This window comes from Herbiconiux liukaitaii (assembly GCF_041927495.1).
Classification (GTDB): domain Bacteria; phylum Actinomycetota; class Actinomycetes; order Actinomycetales; family Microbacteriaceae; genus Herbiconiux; species Herbiconiux liukaitaii.
Map to the genome: position 1 here is coordinate 191,421 of NZ_JBHFHG010000007.1, position 16,997 is coordinate 208,417.

Consider the following 16,997-nt stretch of genomic DNA (forward strand, 5'->3'; position numbering starts at 1 on the left):
TGTTGGGTACGGTGGAGGGATGACCTCCCTCCCCTGCCTCGTCGTGATGGGTGTGAGCGGTGCCGGCAAGTCGACCGTGGGGGCGGAGCTCGCCGACGCACTCGGGGTGCCCTTCGTGGATGCCGACGACTTGCATCCGCTCACCAACGTGGAGAAGATGCGGGCGGGTGTGGCGCTCGACGACGACGACCGCTGGCCGTGGCTCGACGCCGTGGGCCAGGCGATCGCGGCGGCGGAGACGACGGGCGTCGTGGTGGCGTGCTCGGCGCTGCGGGCGAGCTACCGCGAGGCCATCCGGGTGCGCGCGCCGCACGCGCGGTTCGTGATGCTGCACGCCGATCGTGACCTGCTGCTGCAGCGGTTGCGGTCGAGGGCCGGGCACTTCATGCCCGCCTCGCTGCTCGACTCGCAGCTCGCCACGCTCGAGCCGCTCGGCCCCTCCGAGCACGGCATCACGGTCGACGCCGCGTCGGCCCCCGAGGTGATCACGGCCGAGGTGGCCGCCTACGTCGACTCGACGCCCACACCCACCCCGTGAGGAACATCCCGGGGCGGCAGGCGTTGTATTCCGCATGACGGATGAGGCGCGGCGGGTGGGCGTCGTGGTCGTGGGGGCCGGTCAGGCCGGGCTGTCGGCCGCGTACCACCTGCAGCGGCGCGGTGTCGTGAGTGCGCTCGAGCATCCTGAGGCCCGCCTCAGCTTCGTGGTGCTCGACGCCGACGCGGCGCCGGGGGGAGCCTGGCAGCACCGCTGGGAGTCGCTGCGCATGGCGACGGTCAACGGCATCTTCGACCTGCCGGGGTTCGAGAAGCCGCCGATCGATGCGGCGGAGGCGAGCCGGGAGGCCGTGCCGCGGTACTTCGCGGAGTACGAGCGGCGCTTCGACCTGCCGGTGCTGCGCCCGGTGCGGGTGACCACGGTGCGTCCGGCCGATCCGAGCCCCGACGCCAACCCTCGCGGCCCGCTCCTCGTCGAGACCGACGCAACTGCTGGTGGAGGGGGCATGCCCCGCACCTGGCTCGCCGAGCGGATCATCAACGCCACCGGTACGTGGGGCAACCCCGTGCTGCCGGCGTACCCGGGGCAGGAGTCCTTCCTCGGGCGTCAGCTGCACACGCGCGACTACGTGGATCTCGAGGAGTTCCGGGGGCACCGGGTGGCGGTGGTGGGCGGCGGCATCTCGGCCGTGCAGCAGCTCGAGGAGATCTCGCGGGTGGCGTGGACGGCCTGGTACACCCGCCGCGAACCCGTCTTCCTCGAGGGAGAGTTCGGCAGCGAGACCGGCCGCGACACCATCGCGCGGGTCACCGCCGACGTCGAGGCGGGCCGGCCGAGCTCGAGCGTGGTCTCGTACACGGGCCTCATCTGGACCCCGTACGCCCTCGCCGCCCGCGACCGCGGTGCCCTCGAGCGCCGCCCGATGTTCACGGCCCTCGAGCCCCACGGCGTGCGCGAGGCCGACGGCAGCTTCACCTCGGTCGACACCGTGCTGTGGGCCACGGGGTTCCGCGCCGATCTCGCCCATCTCGACCCGCTGCACCTCCGCAACGAGCAGGGCGGCATCACCTTGCGCGGCACCGAGGTGGTGGCGGATCCACGGGTGCACCTCATCGGCTTCGGCCCCTCGCAGTCGACCGTGGGCGCCAACCGCGCCGGCCGCGCAGCAGCCTCCGCGGTGACCGCCGCCCTCACGGGAGGCGCGGGTCAGAGGCGGTAGTAGTCGCCGACGAGGGAGAGGATGCAGAGGGTCGGCGCGAGCACGAAGAGCAGCAGGCCGAGTCGGAGCAGCCAGGTGATGCGCAGGGTGGCCCGTCGCGCGTTGCGGCCACCGGGCGCGGCCGCCGCCGCGAAGGTGGCGACCATGAGACCGCCGAGGAACGCGCCCAGCCAGAACAGCCGCTCCCAGCTGTCGACGATGACGCCGGCGAACCAGCCCGACACGATCACGGCGCCGCAGATGATCGCCATGGTGAGGGCGCCGCCCACGAAGAGCACCGCCGCGTGCCGCTCGAGCTCGGCCCGCCGCGCACCGTCGCCGGGCCCACCCTCGCGGAGCGCCCGCTCGGACTCCGCGGGCGGGGGCGCCGAGTAGCGCTCGTCGGCGGGTCGCCGGTCCGGGCGGGGGCGTGCCACGTCAGAGGCGGGGGAGCTTGGCGAGGGCGGCGTCGGCGTTGGCCTCGCTCACCCCGAGCTTCGTCACGAGCAGCGCCCGGGCGGGGGCCTGGTCGCCCGACTTGAGGGCCGTGTAGGCGGCGTCGGCCTCAGGGCCGAGCTCGGGGCCGGGCTTCGTGGTGACGCCGAGCTGGTCGGCGAGCTCCTGCGCCGTGCCCACGCCGTAGGCGTCGCGCAGTGCGAGGGGGAGGCGGTAGCTGCCGAGCGATCCGATGTCCATGAGGTGCCTTTCGTCGGGTGATCCCCTCACCGTACGACCGACCCCGATTCCCCCAGCGGGCTTGACACACGTCCGGCCCCCCACCCGCAGCGGGGTGAGGGGCCGGATGGGACCTGCGAGGACCGCTACAGGATGATCGAGAGAGGGGTCTCGATGCGCTTCACGAAGGCGGCCAGCCACTGGGCGGCGAGAGCGCCGTCGAGCACCCGGTGGTCTGCCGAGAGGGTGACCGTCATGACCGTGCCCACCGCGAGCTCGCCGTCGACCACGACGGGCATCGGACGGGCCGCACCCACCGCGAGGATGGCGGACTGCGGCGGGTTGATGATGGCCGAGAACTCCGTGACGCCGTACATCCCGAGGTTCGAGACGGCGAAGCTGCCGCCCTCGAGCTCGTTCTGCCGCAGCTTGCCCTCGCGGGCACGACCGGCGAGGTCGGCCACGGTGCGTGCCACCTCGGTGAGCGTGAGCTTCTCGACCGAACGCAGCACCGGGGTCACGAGACCGCCCTCGATGGCCACGGCCACCGACATGTCGACGGTGTCGTAGCGGCGCACCGCGGTGTCACCCCAGGTGGCGTTGGCCTCCGGCACGTCCTGGAACGCCGCCGCAGCAGCCTTCAGCACGAAGTCGTTGAGCGAGACCTTGGTGCTCGTGGCCGCGTTGACCGTCTTGCGCAGGGCGATGAGCTCGTCGACCCGGCAGTCGGCCACGAGGTAGAAGTGCGGCACCGTGGACTTGCTCTCGGTGAGCCTCCTCGCGATGGCCCGCCGCATGCCGGTGTGCTTCACCTCGGTGAACCCGGCCCCCGAGGCGGGCTGCGCAGCAGCAGCAGCCGGAGCCGAAGCGGACGCCGCAGCAGTCGGAGCCGGTGCGGATGCGGGTGCAGCCGCCGGAGCGGATTCCGCAGGTGCAGCCTCCGCTGCCGGCGCAGCAGCAGGCGCAGCCTCCGGTGCCCGCTCGAGGTCGGCCCGCACGATCCGCCCGCCGGGCCCGGTGCCGCGCAGCGACCCCAGATCGACCCCGCGCTCCTTCGCCAGCCGCCTCACGATGGGGCTCGCGAACAGACGCCCCCCGGACTCGGAAGAGCCTGACGCGGATGCTCCAGCCTCAGACCCACCGGATCCCGTCGGCAGATCCGCCACAGGCGACTCGTCGCCCTCCGGAGCGGTCTCGGGCTCGGGCGCCTCTCGAGGCTCGTCGGACTCGGCCGACGAATCGGCCAGCGCAGACCCCGCAGGCACGCTCTCGCCGGCACCGGCAACAGCCCCGGCAGCGGCCGAAGCCCCGGCATCACCGGCCACAGCACCATCGCCCTCGGGCGCACCGGGATCGTCCGCCTCATCGGCGCTCTCCCCCGGCTCCCCCACCACGGCGATGGGCTCGCCCACGTTCACCGACACACCCTCCGAGACGAGCACCTTGAGCAGCGTGCCCCCGATCTCGGCGGCGTACTCCACGGTGGCCTTCTCGGTCTCGACCTCGGCGAGCGGCTCGCCGACCACGACGGCCTGTCCCACCTGCACCAGCCACGACTGGATGGCACCTTCGGCGGCTCCCGCGAGAACCTCCGGCATACGGATGACGGTCGACATCAGCGCTCTCCGAATCCGAGTCGCACGCGCTCGAGGCCGGCGACGACCTCCTCGGTGCGGGCGATGGCGGCGCGCTCGAGCACCTTGGAGATGCTGGGCGACGCCTCACCTCCGTGCACCCTCTCGATCGGCTGATCGAGCCAGTCGAAGTAGCGGCGCTGGATCTCGTCGGCGAGCCAGCCGCCGTACGAGGTCCCCTCTGCGCCCTGCTCCACGATGAGCACGCTGTTGGTCTTCTTGATGGACTCCCCGATGGTGTCCCAGTCGATCGACGCGCGGTCGAGCCAGCGCAGGTCGATCACGTCGGCGTCGATCCCGGTCTGCTCCACGGCCTCGAGGGCGTGCCGCACCATCGAGAGGTAGCTGATCACGGTGACCTCCGACCCGGTGCGGCGCATGGCGGCGCGGCCGGGGGGCAGGATGTAGTCGAGGTCGCCCTCGGGCACGCGATCGGCGGTGCCGTAGAGGTCGACGTGCTCGATCACGAGCACCGGATCCTCCAGAGCCAGGGCCGCATTCATGAGACCCACGTAGTCGGCCGCGGTCGACGGTGCGACGATGCGCCAGCCGGGGCTCGTGGCGAAGATGCCCGCCGGGTCCATGAGGTGCTGCGAGCCGTAGCCCGATCCCATGGCCACCTTCGTGCGCAGCACGAACGGAACGGGGGTGTTGGCCCCGAACATGTGGCGGGCCTTGCCGATCTGGTTGAACACCTGGTCGGCGGCCACCCACATGAAGTCGGGGTACATGAACTCGACCACGGGCCGGAACCGGCCGTCGAGCGCGAGCCCGCCGCCGAGACCCGTGAAGGCGTTCTCGCTGATGGGGGTGCCGAGCACCCGGCCGTCGCCCTGCTGATCGGATCCGTACTTCTTGGCGAGGCCCTTGGTGGCGCCGTTGGTGCCACCGTTCAGGCGGTGCACGTCTTCGCCCATCACCACGATGCGGTCGTCCTGCTCCATGCGGCGGTCCATGACCCCCGAGACGGCGTCGACGAACTTGAGGTCGCGCCACTCGCCGGTGTGGTCGAGCGGATCGGCCACCGTGAGCGATTCGAGCTCGCTCGCATCGCCTCGCACGCCCACATTGACGTAGCTCGTGTCGGGCCAGAGGGAGGGGCGGATGCGGCGCTTGCCGTCGGAGTCGGGGTCGGCCTCGATGAGCTCGGCGACCGCAGCGGTCATGGCCTCCTTCACCTGCGTGCGCAGCGCGACGACACCCGCCTCGTCGATGAGACGGAGCGCCATCATCTCCTTGGCCATGCGCTCGAGGGGGTCCCTGGACTTCCAGGTCGCCTCCTCGTCTTTCGGACGGTAGCCGAACGCGCTGCCGGGGTAGGGGCCGTTCTGGTGGAAGAAGCGGTAGACCTCGGCCTCGATGATGGTGGGGCCCTCGCCGGAGCGCATGTGCTCCTCGGCCGCCTTGGTGGCGAGGTGCACGGCGAGCGGATCCATGCCGTCGACCCGCCAGGAGCGGATGCCGAAGCCCTGGCCGCGCACCGAGAAGCGGGTGTCTGCCGTGATCTCGTCGGCCTTCGTGGAGACGGCGTACATGTTGTTCTCGATGAAGAACATGACCGGCAGCTTCCACGCCGCCGCGAGGTTCATCGACTCGAGCACCGAGCCGATCTGGGCGGCGCCGTCGCCGAAGTAGTTGATGGTGACGTTGTCGGTGCCCGAGTGCTTCTGCGCCCAGGCGTTGCCGGCGGCCATGGGCGCGCCGCCGCCCACGATGGCGTTGGTGCCGAGGGCTCCGGCCTCGAACCACTGCAGGTGCATGGAGCCGCCGCGCCCCGAGCAGTAGCCCTGGGAGAGACCGAGGATCTCGGCGAGCGTGCGCTGCAGCACGGCCTGGATGGGCTCGGTGACCGCGTCGGCCGGGTCGATGGTGCCGCCCGAGACGTGCGTGAGCGCCTTGGCGAGGAACTGGTGGTGCCCGCGGTGCGAGCCGTTCACCGCATCCGCCGAGCTGAGGCCCACGATGGAGCCGACGGCGCCGCCCTCCTGGCCGATGCTGGAGTGGGCCGGGCCGTGCACGAGGCCCTCGCCCGCGAGGTCGAGCACGGTCTCCTCGAACGCCCGGATGAGGTGGAGCTCGGCGAGCATGGTGCCGAGGAGGGCCGGGTCTGCGGCCTTCCAGTCGGCGGAGGTGGTGGTGAGCTCCTGCCACTCCACTCCGGTCTGCAATCGACGGGTCTTCGGCATCTTCGCCACGTTCCTTCCGCGCGGACACGTCTGGCGACGCATCTCGGTTGCAGTGAACGATACGAGGGATTGCATCCAATATCAACGTCTGGATCGGGATTCGGTGGATATTTCCGAGCAGGTGGCGCACAATGGATCCAATCAAGCGTCAAGGAGGTCGCATGTCCGAAGGAATCCCGGGCTCCCGCGGTATCGACCACGTGGGCTTCACGGTCCCCGACCTCGACGAGGCGGAGGAGTTCCTCGTCGGCGTCCTCGGCGCCGTGCCCATCTACACGCTCGGCGCCAAGCAGGCCGACGACGACTGGATGCGTGTGCAGATCGGCGTCGATCCGCAGACGGTCATCCGCGAGATCCGCTTCTACCGGCTCGGCACGGGCACCAACCTCGAGGTGTTCCAGTACGAGGTGCCCGCCGACGGTCGACCGCAGGCCCCTCAACCCCTCAACAGCGACATCGGCGGCCACCACCTCGCCCTCTACGTCGACGACATGGATGCCGCCGAGAGCTTTCTCCGCGAGAAGGGGGTGGAGGTCATGGGTGTGCCCGTGGCGAGCAAGCAGGCCGCTGAGGGCCAGCGCTGGCTCTACTTCCGCGCCCCGTGGGGCATGCAGTTCGAGCTCGTGAGCTTCCCGCAGGGCAAGGCGTACGAGAGGGATGCCGACGTGCGTCTCTGGCACCCCGCCCACCCGGCGGAGTGAGGGCCATGACCTCCGACCTCGTCCACGGCTCGGCCGGCACGCGCGTGGCCGCCGAGCTGCGCGACGCCATCCTCGCCGGCACCTACCCTCCCGGCACCCGCATCCGCCAGGAGGATGTGGCGGGCAGGCACGGCGCGAGCCGCGTGCCCGCGCGCGAGGCTCTGCGCCTTCTCGAGTCCGAGGGTCTCGTGAAGGTCGTCGCGAACACGGGTGCCTGGGTCACGAGCCTCAACCTCGAGGAGTGCGAGGAGATCTACCAGGTGCGTGAACGGCTCGAACCGCTGCTGCTGCGCTACAACGTGCCGCTGCTCTCGGCGGAGCGCATCGACGCCCTCGACGAGCTCGCGCACGAGATGGAGCGGTCGAACGACGTGGAGACGTTCCTGCGGCTCGACCGCGAGTTCCACCTCTCCTGCTACTCCGTGGCGGCCACCACCATGCTGCACGACACCGTGCTGCGGCTGTGGAACCGCACCCAGCCGTACCGCCGCGCCTACACCTCCGTGTTCCGTTCGGAGGGCGACCGGAGCGTGCACCACGAGCACCACCTGCTCGTCTCGGCCATCCGCCGCGACGACTCCGACGAGGCCGAGCGCGTGCTCGCCTCGCACATCCGCCGCACGCGCCTCGAGCTCGCGCGGCACCCCCAGATCTTCGATACACCCTGATCTTCGACACACCCTGACTCCAGCTCGACGAAAGGCACTTCCATGGCGATAGCCACCATCAACCCGGCCACCGGCGTCACCGAGCGCGAGTTCGAGGCGCACACCGAGGCCGAGGTCGACGCGCGCATCGACGAGGCCGTGAGCGCCTTCGAAGCCCTCGGCCGCTCCACCTTCGCCGACCGCGCCGGCTGGATGCACGCGGCCGCCGACGTGCTCGAGAGCGAGGTCGAGGAGGTCGCGACGATGCTCACCCTCGAGATGGGCAAGACCCTCGCCCAGGCACGCGCCGAGGCCCTCAAGTCGGCCAAGACCATGCGCTTCTACGCCGACCACGCCGAGGAGTTCCTGAGCGGCCGCACCATCGAGGAGCCCGAGCGCATGAACGCCTCCGGCGCCTACACACGCTACGAGCCCATCGGCCCCGTGCTCGCCGTCATGCCCTGGAACTACCCCATCTGGCAGGTCATCCGCTTCGCCGCCCCCGCCCTCATGGCGGGCAACACGGGCCTGCTCAAGCACGCCTCGAACGTGCCGCAGGCCGCCCTCTACCTCGACACCCTGTTCGAGCGCGGCGGCTTCCCCACCGGCTCGTTCCGCGCCCTGCTCATCCCCGCCGCGCGCGTGGAGAAGGTCATGCGCGACCGCCGTGTGGTGGCCGCCACCCTCACGGGCTCCGAGCCGGCCGGCCGCTCGCTCGCAGCCATCGCGGGCTCCGAGGTGAAGCACGTGGTGCTCGAGCTCGGCGGCTCAGACCCGTTCATCGTGATGCCGAGCGCCGACCTGGATGCCGCGGTCGCCACCGCGGTCACCTCGCGCACCTCCAACAACGGCCAGGCCTGCATCAACGCCAAGCGCTTCCTCGTGCACACCGAGGTCTACGACGCGTTCGTGGAGAAGTTCACGAGCGCCATGGATTCCCTCACCGTGGGCGACCCCACCGACGACGCCACCGACGTGGGCCCGCTCGCCACCGCCTCGGGCCGCGACGAGCTCGCAGGCCTCGTGGAGGACGCGCTCGCCAAGGGTGCCACGGCCACCACCGGCGGCGCGGCACCCGAGGGCGCCGGCTGGTACTACCCGCCCACCGTGCTCACGGGCATCGACGCCGGCATGCGGCTCTACGCCGAGGAGGCCTTCGGCCCCGTGGCGACCGTGTTCCGGGTGACGGATGCGGATGAGGCGCTGCGCGTGGCGAACGACACCACGTTCGGGTTGAGCTCTGCCGTGTGGACCAACGACGCCGCCGAGGAGGAGCACCTCATCGCGGGGCTCACCGCGGGCGCCGTGTTCGTGAACGGCATGTCGATCTCGTACCCCGAGCTGCCCTTCGGCGGCACGAAGGACTCCGGGATCGGCCGCGAGCTCTCGATCGAGGGCATCCGCGAGTTCGTCTCGCTCAAGTCGGTCTGGCGCGCCTGACCAGCGCAGTTCAGGGCAGCTCAGGGCAGTTCAGGGCAGCAGCACCGGTGTGAGCTCGGTGCGGTCGCGCGAGGCGGCGAGGGCGGCGTTCGCCTCGGCGAGCGGCCGCACCCCGCCGAGCATCGCCTCCGCGTCGACGAGCCCCGACTCGAGCCACGGCAGCAACTGCGCCAGATCGCGCCGCATGTCGAGCCGCCCGCTCTGCGAGCTGCGCACATCCCGACCCCGCAGCGCGAGGTCGAACAGCGGCAGGGCGACGGTGGTGTCGCGTCGCACGTACGAGGTGAGCGTCACCACCCCGCCGAGCCGTGTGAAGGCGAAGGCCTGCTGCACCGACGAGACGGATCCTCCGGCGTCGAAGCCGTAGTCGGCCCCTCGCCCGTCGAGCAGCTCGAGCACCGCCGCCCGCACCTCCGCGTCGGTGTCGAACGCCCCTGGGTCGACGGCATCCGTGGCCCCCAGCCGCAGCGCGAGCGCTCGGCGCGCAGCGAGCGGCTCCACCGCCACGACCCGCCTGGCGCCCCTCGCCACGGCGGCCTGCACCATCCACAGCCCCTCCTGCCCGCAGCCCACGACCACCACGGAGCTGCCCGGCTCGATGCGTGCCACGTTCACCACGGCGCCCATGCCCGAGATGATGCCGCAGCCCACCATGGCGAGCCACGCATCCGGCAGCCCGCTCTCGACCGGGAAGACCTGGATGTCGCGGATCACGCTGAGCTCGGCGTAGGTCGCCGCCGACCCGGGTGCCCGCACCTCGCGACCGTCGTCGAGCGTGCCGATGACGGGAGCGGGCACGAACAGCCCCTCGCACTGGTCGATGCGGCCGCTCAGGCACCAGAAGCACTCGCCGCACTCAGGGGTGGCCGTGACGAGCACCCGCCGGCCCACCTCGTGCCGCGCCGCAGCGCCGGCCTCCACCACGGTGCCCACCGCGGAGTGCCCGAGCACCACGGGGTGCAGGCCGAGCTCCGGCAGCCCCGTGTCGCCGCGCACGGCGAGCCAGTCGCTGTAGCAGAACGCCGTGGCGTCGATCTGCACCACCACGTCGCGCGGCCCGGGATCGCGCAGCGCGAGCGGCTCGACGCTGAGCTCGAGAGCGCCCAGGTGGGCGACGGCGGCCTGCACGGTGGTGGGCATGTGTGGATCCCTTTCGATCGGTGACGCCTCGGGTGGACAGATCTGGGTGGACAGGTCTGGGTGGGCAGGTCTGGGTGGGCAAGTCCGGGCTGCCAGGCCTAGGTGGGCAGCGTCGCGGCCCGCCGCCGAGCCGCGCCCGCCGAGAGCGCGCCGAGCCCCGCGATGCCCACCGCGGCCACGGCGAGCGCCGCCCCCACGACGGCCGCCGGAGTGAGCCCGAGAGCGTCGACGGGCACCACGAGGTCAAGCACGACCGCCGAGACGGCCTGCCCCGCGGCGATGCACAGCATCACGCTGAGCACTCCGATGGTGCGCACGGTCAGTGCCGTCACCACGCCGATCGCGGCTCCGACGGCGCCGCCGAGCGGAGCCCACGGCGGCAGCGCCGCGAAGTCGATGGGGGTCGAGAGCGCCGAGACGAGCAGGGCCGTGCCCACGAAGAGTCCGGAGACGGCGAAGTTGATGACCGACATGGCGGCGAACTCGCCGGAGACCACGACCATCCACCCGTTCCAGGCCTGCTGGATGGCGATGACGATTCCGGCCGCGACCACGATGGGGATGACGATGAGGTTGCCGAGATCGAAGCGCCCCACGGCGCCCACTATGACGGCGATCACGGCCACCCCGAGCCCCACCGAGCGCAGCACGTTGAGCGGCCGTCGCCCGCCGGGCCCCATGCTGAACGAGTCGGCGAGCACCGATCCGATGAGCTGGCCGAGCGTGACCGCCACGGCCACGGCGACCACACCCACCGTGGGGGTCACCGAGATGATCGCGAAGACGGCCACGAAGCCCATGAGCCCGCCGAGGAACCACCACCACTTGAGCTCGGCCCGCCGCCGACGCAGCTCTCGGGCCGCTCTCGGCAGGGCTCCCATCGCGAGCGCCACGATGAGGGAGAGCAGCAGCGCCGAACCGTGGTTGACGGCGGTGGCGAGCACGGGCGACCCCACGGCCACACTCGTGTGCCCGTTGATCGAGGTCTGCGCCGCCACGGCCGCGCCCGCCAGGAGGGCTGCGAGGGTGGCGACGACGGGTCGAGCCTTCGTGGGGGTGTCGGAGGTCACCCTCTGGCCCGGGTGAGCACCTCGAGATGCCGTGGCTCCGGCTGCAGGTCGCCGCGCTCGATGGCGTGGGCGAGCTCCACCACGGCTGCGTTGACGGGGGTCGGCACGCCGAGCTCCCGGCCGCGGTCGACCACGTGGCCGTTGAGGTCGTCGACCTCACTGTGCCTGCCCTTCCGCCAGTCCTGCAGCACGGTGGTGGTGGCGCCGGGCACCACGAAACCGCTGAAGAGCTTGTCGGTCATGATCTCGACCACCCGGTCGGGCTCGGCGATCTCCTCGGGCGTGAGACCGAAGATGGGCAGCACAGGGTGCCCGGCGGCGGCTCCCACGGCGAGCGCCTCGTCGCCGACGGCCACCATCACCTCGCGGTAACCGGGGGTGTGCAGGGCGTCGAGCATCGGCAGGCCCAGGATGGCGGAGGTCACGAGCAGGGTGCTGTTCGAGACGAGCTTCATCCACTTGGCGGCCTCGATGTCGTCGAAGTGCTGCACGGTGCCGGAGTGCCTGAGCAGTGCCGCCACCTCCTCGGAACGGCCGGCGGGCCCGCCCGGCAGCTCCCCCACGGCGAACCAGGAGCGCTCGACTCCTGTGTGGCGGTGCACGATCCCGGGCTCGTCCATGGTGGCCGAGCACTCGATCACGGCCCCGATGGCGCGGTGGGCGCCCACGACGTCGGCCACGACGTGCGCGGTCATGCCGTTCTGCACCCCTGCCATGAGCCCGTCGGCGGCGAGGTGGGGGCGCAGCAGCTCCGCGGCCCAGCGCGAGTCGTAGGCCTTCATGAGCATGAGCACGATGTCGAAGGGCTGCTTGAGCTCCGCGACCTCGCACAGGTGGATGACGCGGGGCCGCACGTGCAGCTCGCTCTCGGGCGTGATGATGCGCACGCCGTCGGCCCGCATGCGCTCCACGTGGGAGGGCCACTGCTCCACGAGCACGACGTCGAGCCCCGCCTCGGTGAGGTCGGCTCCGATGGAGGCCCCGTTCGCTCCGGCGCCGAGCACGGCGATTCGTGGGTCGCTCATCGTTGTCCCTCCACAGCCCTCATCGGCAGCCTCAGCCGGCAGCCCTCATCGGCGCTGTCGAGAATACAGCACCGATGTACAACGGTCACACAATCGCTGATAAATTGAAGCCATCAGCGCGGCACTGTAAGTTGACGCTTGACAAACTCGACGAAGAGAGCAGGAACCGATGATCCTCCACATCGCCGCCTTCCGGTGGAAAGACGACGTCACCGAGGCCGACGTGAGCGCGCTCACCTCCGCCCTCTCCGAGATGGCCGCCGGCATCCCCGAGATCAAGTCCTACACCGCGGGCCCCAACCTGCACCTGCGCCCCGGGGGCTCCGACTACGGCGTGGTCGCGATCGTCGACGACGCGGCGGGCCTCGACGCCTACCTCGACCACCCCGCCCACAAGGCCGTCTACGAGGAGCACCTCGGCCGCCTCATCGCCGAGCGCTCCGCCGTGCAGCTGCCCATCGAGAACGGATCGTTCGCGTGACCACCACCGAGACACCTCAGCTCGAGACCACCATGCAGTCGGCCGTGCTCCACGACGTCGGCGACCTGCGCATCGAGGAGCGCGAGGTGCCTCAGCCGGGGCCTGGCGAGGTCCTCATCCGCGTGGCCGTCTGCGGCGTGTGCGGCAGCGACGCGACCGAGTTCGGCAGGCACATCCTGCTCGCCTCTCCGCCCGTGGCCCTCGGCCACGAGTTCGCGGGCACCGTGGCGGCGGTCGGCGAGGGCGTGACCTCACCCCCCGTGGGCGCCACCGTGGTGAGCGGCGCGGGCATCTCGTGCGGCGAGTGCAAGCCGTGCCTTCAGGGCCGCACCAACCTGTGCCGCACCTACTCCACCATCGGCTTCCACCACGAGGGCGGGCTCGCCGGCTACGTGATCTCGCCCGCCGCCATCACCCTCGATGTGAGCGACTCCGGCCTCTCCCTCGACACGCTCGGCCTCACCCAGCCCATGGCCATCGCCGTGCACGCCGTGCGCCGCAGCGGTCTCACGTCGGGGCAGGACGCCGTGGTCGTGGGCGTCGGCGGCATCGGCGCGTTCCTCACGGTGGCGGCCGCCGCCACGGGAGCCCGCGTGCTCGTGGTCGACCTCAACGACGACCGCCTCGACCTCGCGATGCGCCTCGGCGCCTCGGAGACCCTCAAGGCGGGCACCGGGACGATCGCCGACCGTCTCGAGGAGCTCGGCATGGATGCCGATGTCTTCTTCGAGGTGAGCGGATCGGGCCCCGGCCTCGCCTCCGTGCTCGAGGCGGCCAAGCCCGGCGCCACCATCGTGCCCGTCGGCATCCAGAACGGCGAGCCGGCTCTGCCGCTCGGCTCGTGGACGCTCCGGGAGTACACGATCATCGGCACCGTGGCGCACGTCTTCGCCATCGACTTCCCCGAGGCGGTGCGCCTGCTCGGCACGCGGCCCGACTGGTCGGACATCGCGAGCGAGGTCATCCCCCTCGACCGCGTGGCGGACGGCGCCCTGCAGCCGCTCATCGACGGTCGCTCGGCGCAGATCAAGACGCTCGTGGACCCGTGGGCCACGGAGTCGCGCCCGGCGGTGCACTCGAGCTAGACGCAGAGCGGGCGGGCGGGCCAGCGGGCACTCGAGCTAGACGCCCAGCCCGTCCATCTGCCGCAGCACGTCGACGGCCGACCCCGGGGAACCCTCGGGGGCGCCCGTCTCGCCTTGCGGGGCGTCGCGCATGGCGAGATTCTGCTGGCGGCGGCCGAAGACGAACCACACGCCCTTGGCCGGCACCGACCCCCGGTTGGAGTAGAGGTGCGGGCGCACCGAGTCGAACTGCAGCGAGTCGCCCGGGCCGAGCACGTGCGTCTCGAAGTCGATGTGCAGCGTGAGCTCGCCCTCGAGCAGGTAGGCGTGCTCGAAGCCCGCGTGCCGCATGAGCTTGCCCTCCACCGAGCTCGAGGCGCCGGGCTCGTATGTGACGAGCAGGGCGTCGACGGGACCGCCCGCGCCGGCGGCGAGCCGTTCCCAGCGCACGCCGTTCTCCATCTCGATGACGGGGTTCTCTGCGGCGCGCTGCACGTCGGGCAGCGGCGGGCCGGCGTGACCGAACATCTGTGTGGGAGCGTCACCGGATCCGGATCCGGACCCCGCGCTCGCGCCGCCTGCCGAGGCGATCGATCCGGGGCCCATGCCGAGCAGGTCGTCGAGCGAGACGCCGAGGTGGCTCGCCATGGCGTAGAGAGTGGCCACAGAGGGCTGTGTCTTGCCGATCTCGACCTGCGAGATGAGGGAGGCGGAGACGCCGAGCGACTGGGCGACACTGCGCAGGCTCAACCCCCGCTTCAAGCGAGCTTCGCGTAGTCGCGCACCGAGTCCGTCAGGCATGGAGTCCATAGTAGAGCCCGCGCGAACGGAATGCCGGTGTTGTAGTGTTAAGTAACGCTGTACGCGTGTAAAGCGCGGCATCCCATCATCAGCACATGCGGCCACCGCTATACAGGAGGACTCGATGAAGAGCACCGGCACCACAGGAACGAACGCCGTCGACTGGGAGGAGCGGGTCGACATGGAGCGGCTGCGCGATGCCCGGCTCGCGCGCCTGAAGGCGGAGCTCGACATCTCCCATCTCGGAGCCGTGCTCGCGTTCGACTTCTCGAACATCCGCTACATGAGTGCCACCCACATCGGCACCTGGGCGATGGACAAGCTCATCCGGTTCTCCCTGCTGACGCGCAACACCGACCCGGTGGTCTGGGACTTCGGCTCCGCCGCCAAGCACCACAAGCTCTACAACCCGTGGCTCGACACCACCACGGCCGAGATGGACGCCGACCCCAACGCCCCGCACGAGGGCGCCAAGCGCCCCCGCCTCGAGTCGGGTGCCCGCGCCGGCATCTCCACCCTCCGCGGTGCGTTCCCGCCGGATGCGCACATCGCCGAGAAGGTGGCCAAGAAGATCAAGCGCGAGCTCGAGAAGTTCGGTCTCGCCGACCAGCCGCTCGGTGTCGACGTGATCGAGCTCCCCATCCTCTTCGCCCTGCAGCAGGAGGGCATCCAGGTCGTCGACGGCCAGCAGGTCTTCATGGAGGCCCGCCGCGTGAAGACGCCGGACGAGATCCGCCTGCTCACCCAAGCCGCCTCCATGGTCGACGCCGCCTACGAGGAGCTCTACCGCTTCCTCCGCCCCGGTGTGCGCGAGAACGAGGCCGTGGGCCTGGTCGCCAAGACGCTCTACGACCTCGGCTCCGAGTACGTCGAGGGTGTCAACGCCATCTCGGGCGAGCGCTGCTCGCCGCACCCGCACGTGTTCTCGGACCGCCTCATCCGCCCCGGCGACCCGGCGTTCTTCGACATCCTGCACTCCTTCAACGGCTACCGCACCTGCTACTACCGCACCTTCGCGGTGGGGTCGGCGTCGTCGGCCCAGCGCGACGCGTACACCCGCGCCCGTGAGTACATGGACCGCGCCATCGCGTTGGTGAAGCCCGGTGCGACCACCGCCGACATCTGCGCGGTGTGGCCCACTGCACAGGAGTTCGGTTTCGAGGACGAGGAAGCCGCCTTCGCCCTGCAGTACGGACATGGTGTTGGGCTGTCGATCTGGGAGAAGCCGATCTTCTCGCGCCTCACCTCGCTCGACCACCCCGAGGTGCTGCAGGAGGGCAACGTCTTCGCCCTCGAGACCTACTGGCCGGCCGCCGACGGATGGGGCGCCGCCCGCATCGAGGAGGAGGTCGTGGTCACGGCCGACGGCTGCGAGGTCATCACCAAGTTCCCCGCCGAGGAACTGCTGGTGGCCGGCAAGCGGTACTTCACGATCGATGGGCCCCTCGACCTCAAGCGCGACTCGCAGTCGCACCTCAACACCACCTGGGGACGCGGGGAAGCGTGATGACCCTCGGGTTCCTCGGCCTCGGCTCCATGGGCCAGGGCATGGCCAAGCGGCTTCTCGACGCCGGTCACGACGTCGTGGTGTGGAACCGCTCGCCCGCTGCCGCCGACGACCTCGTCGCCGCCGGGGCACGTCGGGCCGAGTCGCCCGCCGAGGCCCTCGCGGCCGAGGTGTCGTTCTCGATGCTCGCGAACGACCTGGCCGTGCAGTCCGTTCTCGACGAGGAGGCGATCCGCTCGCTCGCCGGCCGCACGCACGTGGTGATGGCCTCCATCAGCCCGTCGCTCGCCGACAGGCTGGCGGCGGCGTTCGCCGAGGCGGGGGCCACCTACGTGGCGGCTCCCGTGCTGGGCCGCCCTCCCGTGGCCGCCGCCGGACAGCTGAACATCCTGGCCGCCGGCCCGGCGGAGGCGCTCGACGCGCTCGAGCCGTTCTTCGCCCAGCTCGGCAAGCGCACCTGGCGGCTCGGTGAGCGGCCCTCGGCGGCGAACGCCGTGAAGGCCGCGGTGAACTACAACATCATCCACGCCATGCAGGCCATCGGCGAGTCGGTCGCCATGACCGAGCGCCAGGGTGTCGATCCCGAGCTGTTCACCGAGCTGCTCTCGTCGACGCTCTTCGGCGGGGTCGTCTACTCGGGCTACGGCGGCATGATCGCCCGCGGCGAGTACACCCCTCCCGGCTTCCACATCGCCCTCGGGCGCAAGGATCTGGGGCTCGCCCAGGAGGTCGCCGAGGCCGGTGGGGTCACCCCCGCCACACTCCCGGCCCTCATCGCGGTGTTCGACCGAGCTCTGGCTGATCCGGATCTCAAGGAATCCGACTGGAGCGCCATCGCCGAGGTCTCCCGCCGCGACCTGCTCTGACGCACCGGCACACCGGCACTCAGGCACAACGAGAAGCCCCCTCCGCACACTCGCGGAGGGGGC

The 16,997-nt window shown here is 71.1% G+C and carries 17 protein-coding genes; 9 read left to right on the forward strand and 8 right to left on the reverse strand.

Going from position 1 to position 16,997, the window contains the following annotated elements:
• The first annotated feature begins 19 nt into the window (after nucleotides 1–19).
• Together ACEXQC_RS15355 and ACEXQC_RS15360 are read left to right on the forward strand one after the other, a co-directional pair.
• Nucleotides 20–538, forward strand: a complete 519-nt coding sequence (locus ACEXQC_RS15355; protein WP_374824211.1) for a gluconokinase — start codon at nucleotides 20–22, stop codon at nucleotides 536–538.
• A 34-nt stretch (nucleotides 539–572) separates the two neighbouring features.
• Complete coding sequence (locus ACEXQC_RS15360) at nucleotides 573–1,718, forward strand: NAD(P)-binding domain-containing protein (RefSeq protein ID WP_374824214.1); 1,146 nt, start codon at nucleotides 573–575, stop codon at nucleotides 1,716–1,718.
• Here the strand turns inward: ACEXQC_RS15360 and ACEXQC_RS15365 are convergent.
• The 4 genes from ACEXQC_RS15365 to ACEXQC_RS15380 all read right to left on the reverse strand — a co-directional run bounded on the left by ACEXQC_RS15365 (nucleotide 1,706) and on the right by ACEXQC_RS15380 (nucleotide 6,192).
• A complete protein-coding gene (locus ACEXQC_RS15365) occupies nucleotides 1,706–2,134 on the reverse strand; it encodes a hypothetical protein (RefSeq protein ID WP_374824217.1) in 429 nt (142 codons plus the stop codon). The genes ACEXQC_RS15360 and ACEXQC_RS15365 overlap by 13 nt on opposite strands.
• Nucleotide 2,135: 1 nt before the next feature.
• Entirely contained in the window at nucleotides 2,136–2,393 is a 258-nt protein-coding gene (locus ACEXQC_RS15370) for a hypothetical protein (RefSeq protein ID WP_374824220.1), read from the reverse strand.
• 125 nt (nucleotides 2,394–2,518) lie between these two features.
• On the reverse strand, nucleotides 2,519–3,988 hold the full coding sequence (locus tag ACEXQC_RS15375) for a dihydrolipoamide acetyltransferase family protein (protein ID WP_374824223.1): 1,470 nt from the start codon (nucleotides 3,986–3,988) through the stop codon (nucleotides 2,519–2,521).
• Nucleotides 3,988–6,192 (reverse strand): alpha-ketoacid dehydrogenase subunit alpha/beta, encoded by a 2,205-nt coding sequence (locus ACEXQC_RS15380; RefSeq protein ID WP_374824226.1) that lies wholly within the window; start codon nucleotides 6,190–6,192, stop codon nucleotides 3,988–3,990. Before ACEXQC_RS15380 ends, ACEXQC_RS15375 begins: the two co-directional genes overlap by 1 nt.
• Nucleotides 6,193–6,353: 161 nt before the next feature.
• On the opposite strand from ACEXQC_RS15380, the gene ACEXQC_RS15385 reads away from it, so the two are divergent.
• The 3 genes from ACEXQC_RS15385 to ACEXQC_RS15395 are packed head-to-tail and all read left to right on the forward strand — an operon-like array spanning nucleotide 6,354 to nucleotide 8,980.
• Nucleotides 6,354–6,893, forward strand: coding sequence for a VOC family protein (locus ACEXQC_RS15385; protein ID WP_374824229.1), 540 nt, complete (start codon nucleotides 6,354–6,356; stop codon nucleotides 6,891–6,893).
• A 5-nt stretch (nucleotides 6,894–6,898) separates the two neighbouring features.
• Nucleotides 6,899–7,561 carry a GntR family transcriptional regulator gene (locus tag ACEXQC_RS15390; protein WP_374824232.1) on the forward strand — a complete coding sequence of 221 codons (663 nt, stop codon included), beginning with the start codon at nucleotides 6,899–6,901 and terminating at the stop codon, nucleotides 7,559–7,561.
• Between the two features lie 42 nt (nucleotides 7,562–7,603).
• A complete protein-coding gene (locus tag ACEXQC_RS15395) occupies nucleotides 7,604–8,980 on the forward strand; it encodes an aldehyde dehydrogenase family protein (protein ID WP_374824235.1) in 1,377 nt (458 codons plus the stop codon).
• 30 nt (nucleotides 8,981–9,010) lie between these two features.
• On the opposite strand, the gene ACEXQC_RS15400 is transcribed toward ACEXQC_RS15395, so the two are convergent.
• From ACEXQC_RS15400 to ACEXQC_RS15410, 3 genes are all read right to left on the reverse strand, one after another.
• On the reverse strand, nucleotides 9,011–10,120 hold the full coding sequence (locus tag ACEXQC_RS15400) for a zinc-binding dehydrogenase (protein ID WP_374824238.1): 1,110 nt from the start codon (nucleotides 10,118–10,120) through the stop codon (nucleotides 9,011–9,013).
• Nucleotides 10,121–10,218: 98 nt separating this feature from the next.
• Nucleotides 10,219–11,190 (reverse strand): DMT family transporter, encoded by a 972-nt coding sequence (locus ACEXQC_RS15405; RefSeq protein WP_374824241.1) that lies wholly within the window; start codon nucleotides 11,188–11,190, stop codon nucleotides 10,219–10,221.
• A complete protein-coding gene (locus ACEXQC_RS15410) occupies nucleotides 11,187–12,215 on the reverse strand; it encodes a ketopantoate reductase family protein (protein ID WP_374824244.1) in 1,029 nt (342 codons plus the stop codon). Before ACEXQC_RS15410 ends, ACEXQC_RS15405 begins: the two co-directional genes overlap by 4 nt.
• 169 nt (nucleotides 12,216–12,384) lie before the next feature.
• Here ACEXQC_RS15410 and ACEXQC_RS15415 point away from each other — a divergent pair, with 169 nt between their 5' ends.
• The gene (locus ACEXQC_RS15415) at nucleotides 12,385–12,696 is read left to right on the forward strand and encodes a Dabb family protein (RefSeq protein ID WP_374824247.1); all 312 of its coding nucleotides are present in this window, start codon (nucleotides 12,385–12,387) and stop codon (nucleotides 12,694–12,696) included.
• Nucleotides 12,693–13,781, forward strand: coding sequence for a zinc-dependent alcohol dehydrogenase (locus ACEXQC_RS15420; protein ID WP_374824250.1), 1,089 nt, complete (start codon nucleotides 12,693–12,695; stop codon nucleotides 13,779–13,781). The genes ACEXQC_RS15415 and ACEXQC_RS15420 overlap by 4 nt, the downstream gene beginning before the upstream one ends.
• Before the next feature lie 36 nt (nucleotides 13,782–13,817).
• Here ACEXQC_RS15420 and ACEXQC_RS15425 read toward each other — a convergent pair whose 3' ends face one another.
• Entirely contained in the window at nucleotides 13,818–14,561 is a 744-nt protein-coding gene (locus ACEXQC_RS15425) for a helix-turn-helix domain-containing protein (protein ID WP_374824253.1), read from the reverse strand.
• A 124-nt stretch (nucleotides 14,562–14,685) separates the two neighbouring features.
• Between ACEXQC_RS15425 and ACEXQC_RS15430 the strand changes: the two genes are divergently transcribed.
• Nucleotides 14,686–16,068, forward strand: a complete 1,383-nt coding sequence (locus ACEXQC_RS15430) for a M24 family metallopeptidase (RefSeq protein ID WP_374824256.1) — start codon at nucleotides 14,686–14,688, stop codon at nucleotides 16,066–16,068.
• Complete coding sequence (locus ACEXQC_RS15435) at nucleotides 16,047–16,934, forward strand: NAD(P)-dependent oxidoreductase (protein WP_374824880.1); 888 nt, start codon at nucleotides 16,047–16,049, stop codon at nucleotides 16,932–16,934. The genes ACEXQC_RS15430 and ACEXQC_RS15435 overlap by 22 nt, the downstream gene beginning before the upstream one ends.
• Nucleotides 16,935–16,997: the final 63 nt, after the last annotated feature.

Excerpts from the sequence above, each read along its gene's own strand:
- ACEXQC_RS15370 (WP_374824220.1), bottom strand. The coding sequence starts at position 2,393 with ATGGACATCGGATCGCTCGGCAGCTACCGCCTCCCCCTCGCACTGCGC.
- ACEXQC_RS15415 (WP_374824247.1), top strand. The coding sequence starts at position 12,385 with ATGATCCTCCACATCGCCGCCTTCCGGTGGAAAGACGACGTCACCGAG.
- ACEXQC_RS15425 (WP_374824253.1), bottom strand. The coding sequence starts at position 14,561 with ATGCCTGACGGACTCGGTGCGCGACTACGCGAAGCTCGCTTGAAGCGG.
- ACEXQC_RS15360 (WP_374824214.1), top strand. The coding sequence starts at position 573 with ATGACGGATGAGGCGCGGCGGGTGGGCGTCGTGGTCGTGGGGGCCGGT.
- ACEXQC_RS15385 (WP_374824229.1), top strand. The coding sequence starts at position 6,354 with ATGTCCGAAGGAATCCCGGGCTCCCGCGGTATCGACCACGTGGGCTTC.
- ACEXQC_RS15400 (WP_374824238.1), bottom strand. The coding sequence starts at position 10,120 with ATGCCCACCACCGTGCAGGCCGCCGTCGCCCACCTGGGCGCTCTCGAG.
- ACEXQC_RS15395 (WP_374824235.1), top strand. The coding sequence starts at position 7,604 with ATGGCGATAGCCACCATCAACCCGGCCACCGGCGTCACCGAGCGCGAG.
- ACEXQC_RS15355 (WP_374824211.1), top strand. The coding sequence starts at position 20 with ATGACCTCCCTCCCCTGCCTCGTCGTGATGGGTGTGAGCGGTGCCGGC.
- ACEXQC_RS15375 (WP_374824223.1), bottom strand. The coding sequence starts at position 3,988 with ATGTCGACCGTCATCCGTATGCCGGAGGTTCTCGCGGGAGCCGCCGAA.
- ACEXQC_RS15430 (WP_374824256.1), top strand. The coding sequence starts at position 14,686 with ATGAAGAGCACCGGCACCACAGGAACGAACGCCGTCGACTGGGAGGAG.
- ACEXQC_RS15390 (WP_374824232.1), top strand. The coding sequence starts at position 6,899 with ATGACCTCCGACCTCGTCCACGGCTCGGCCGGCACGCGCGTGGCCGCC.
- ACEXQC_RS15410 (WP_374824244.1), bottom strand. The coding sequence starts at position 12,215 with ATGAGCGACCCACGAATCGCCGTGCTCGGCGCCGGAGCGAACGGGGCC.
- ACEXQC_RS15380 (WP_374824226.1), bottom strand. The coding sequence starts at position 6,192 with ATGCCGAAGACCCGTCGATTGCAGACCGGAGTGGAGTGGCAGGAGCTC.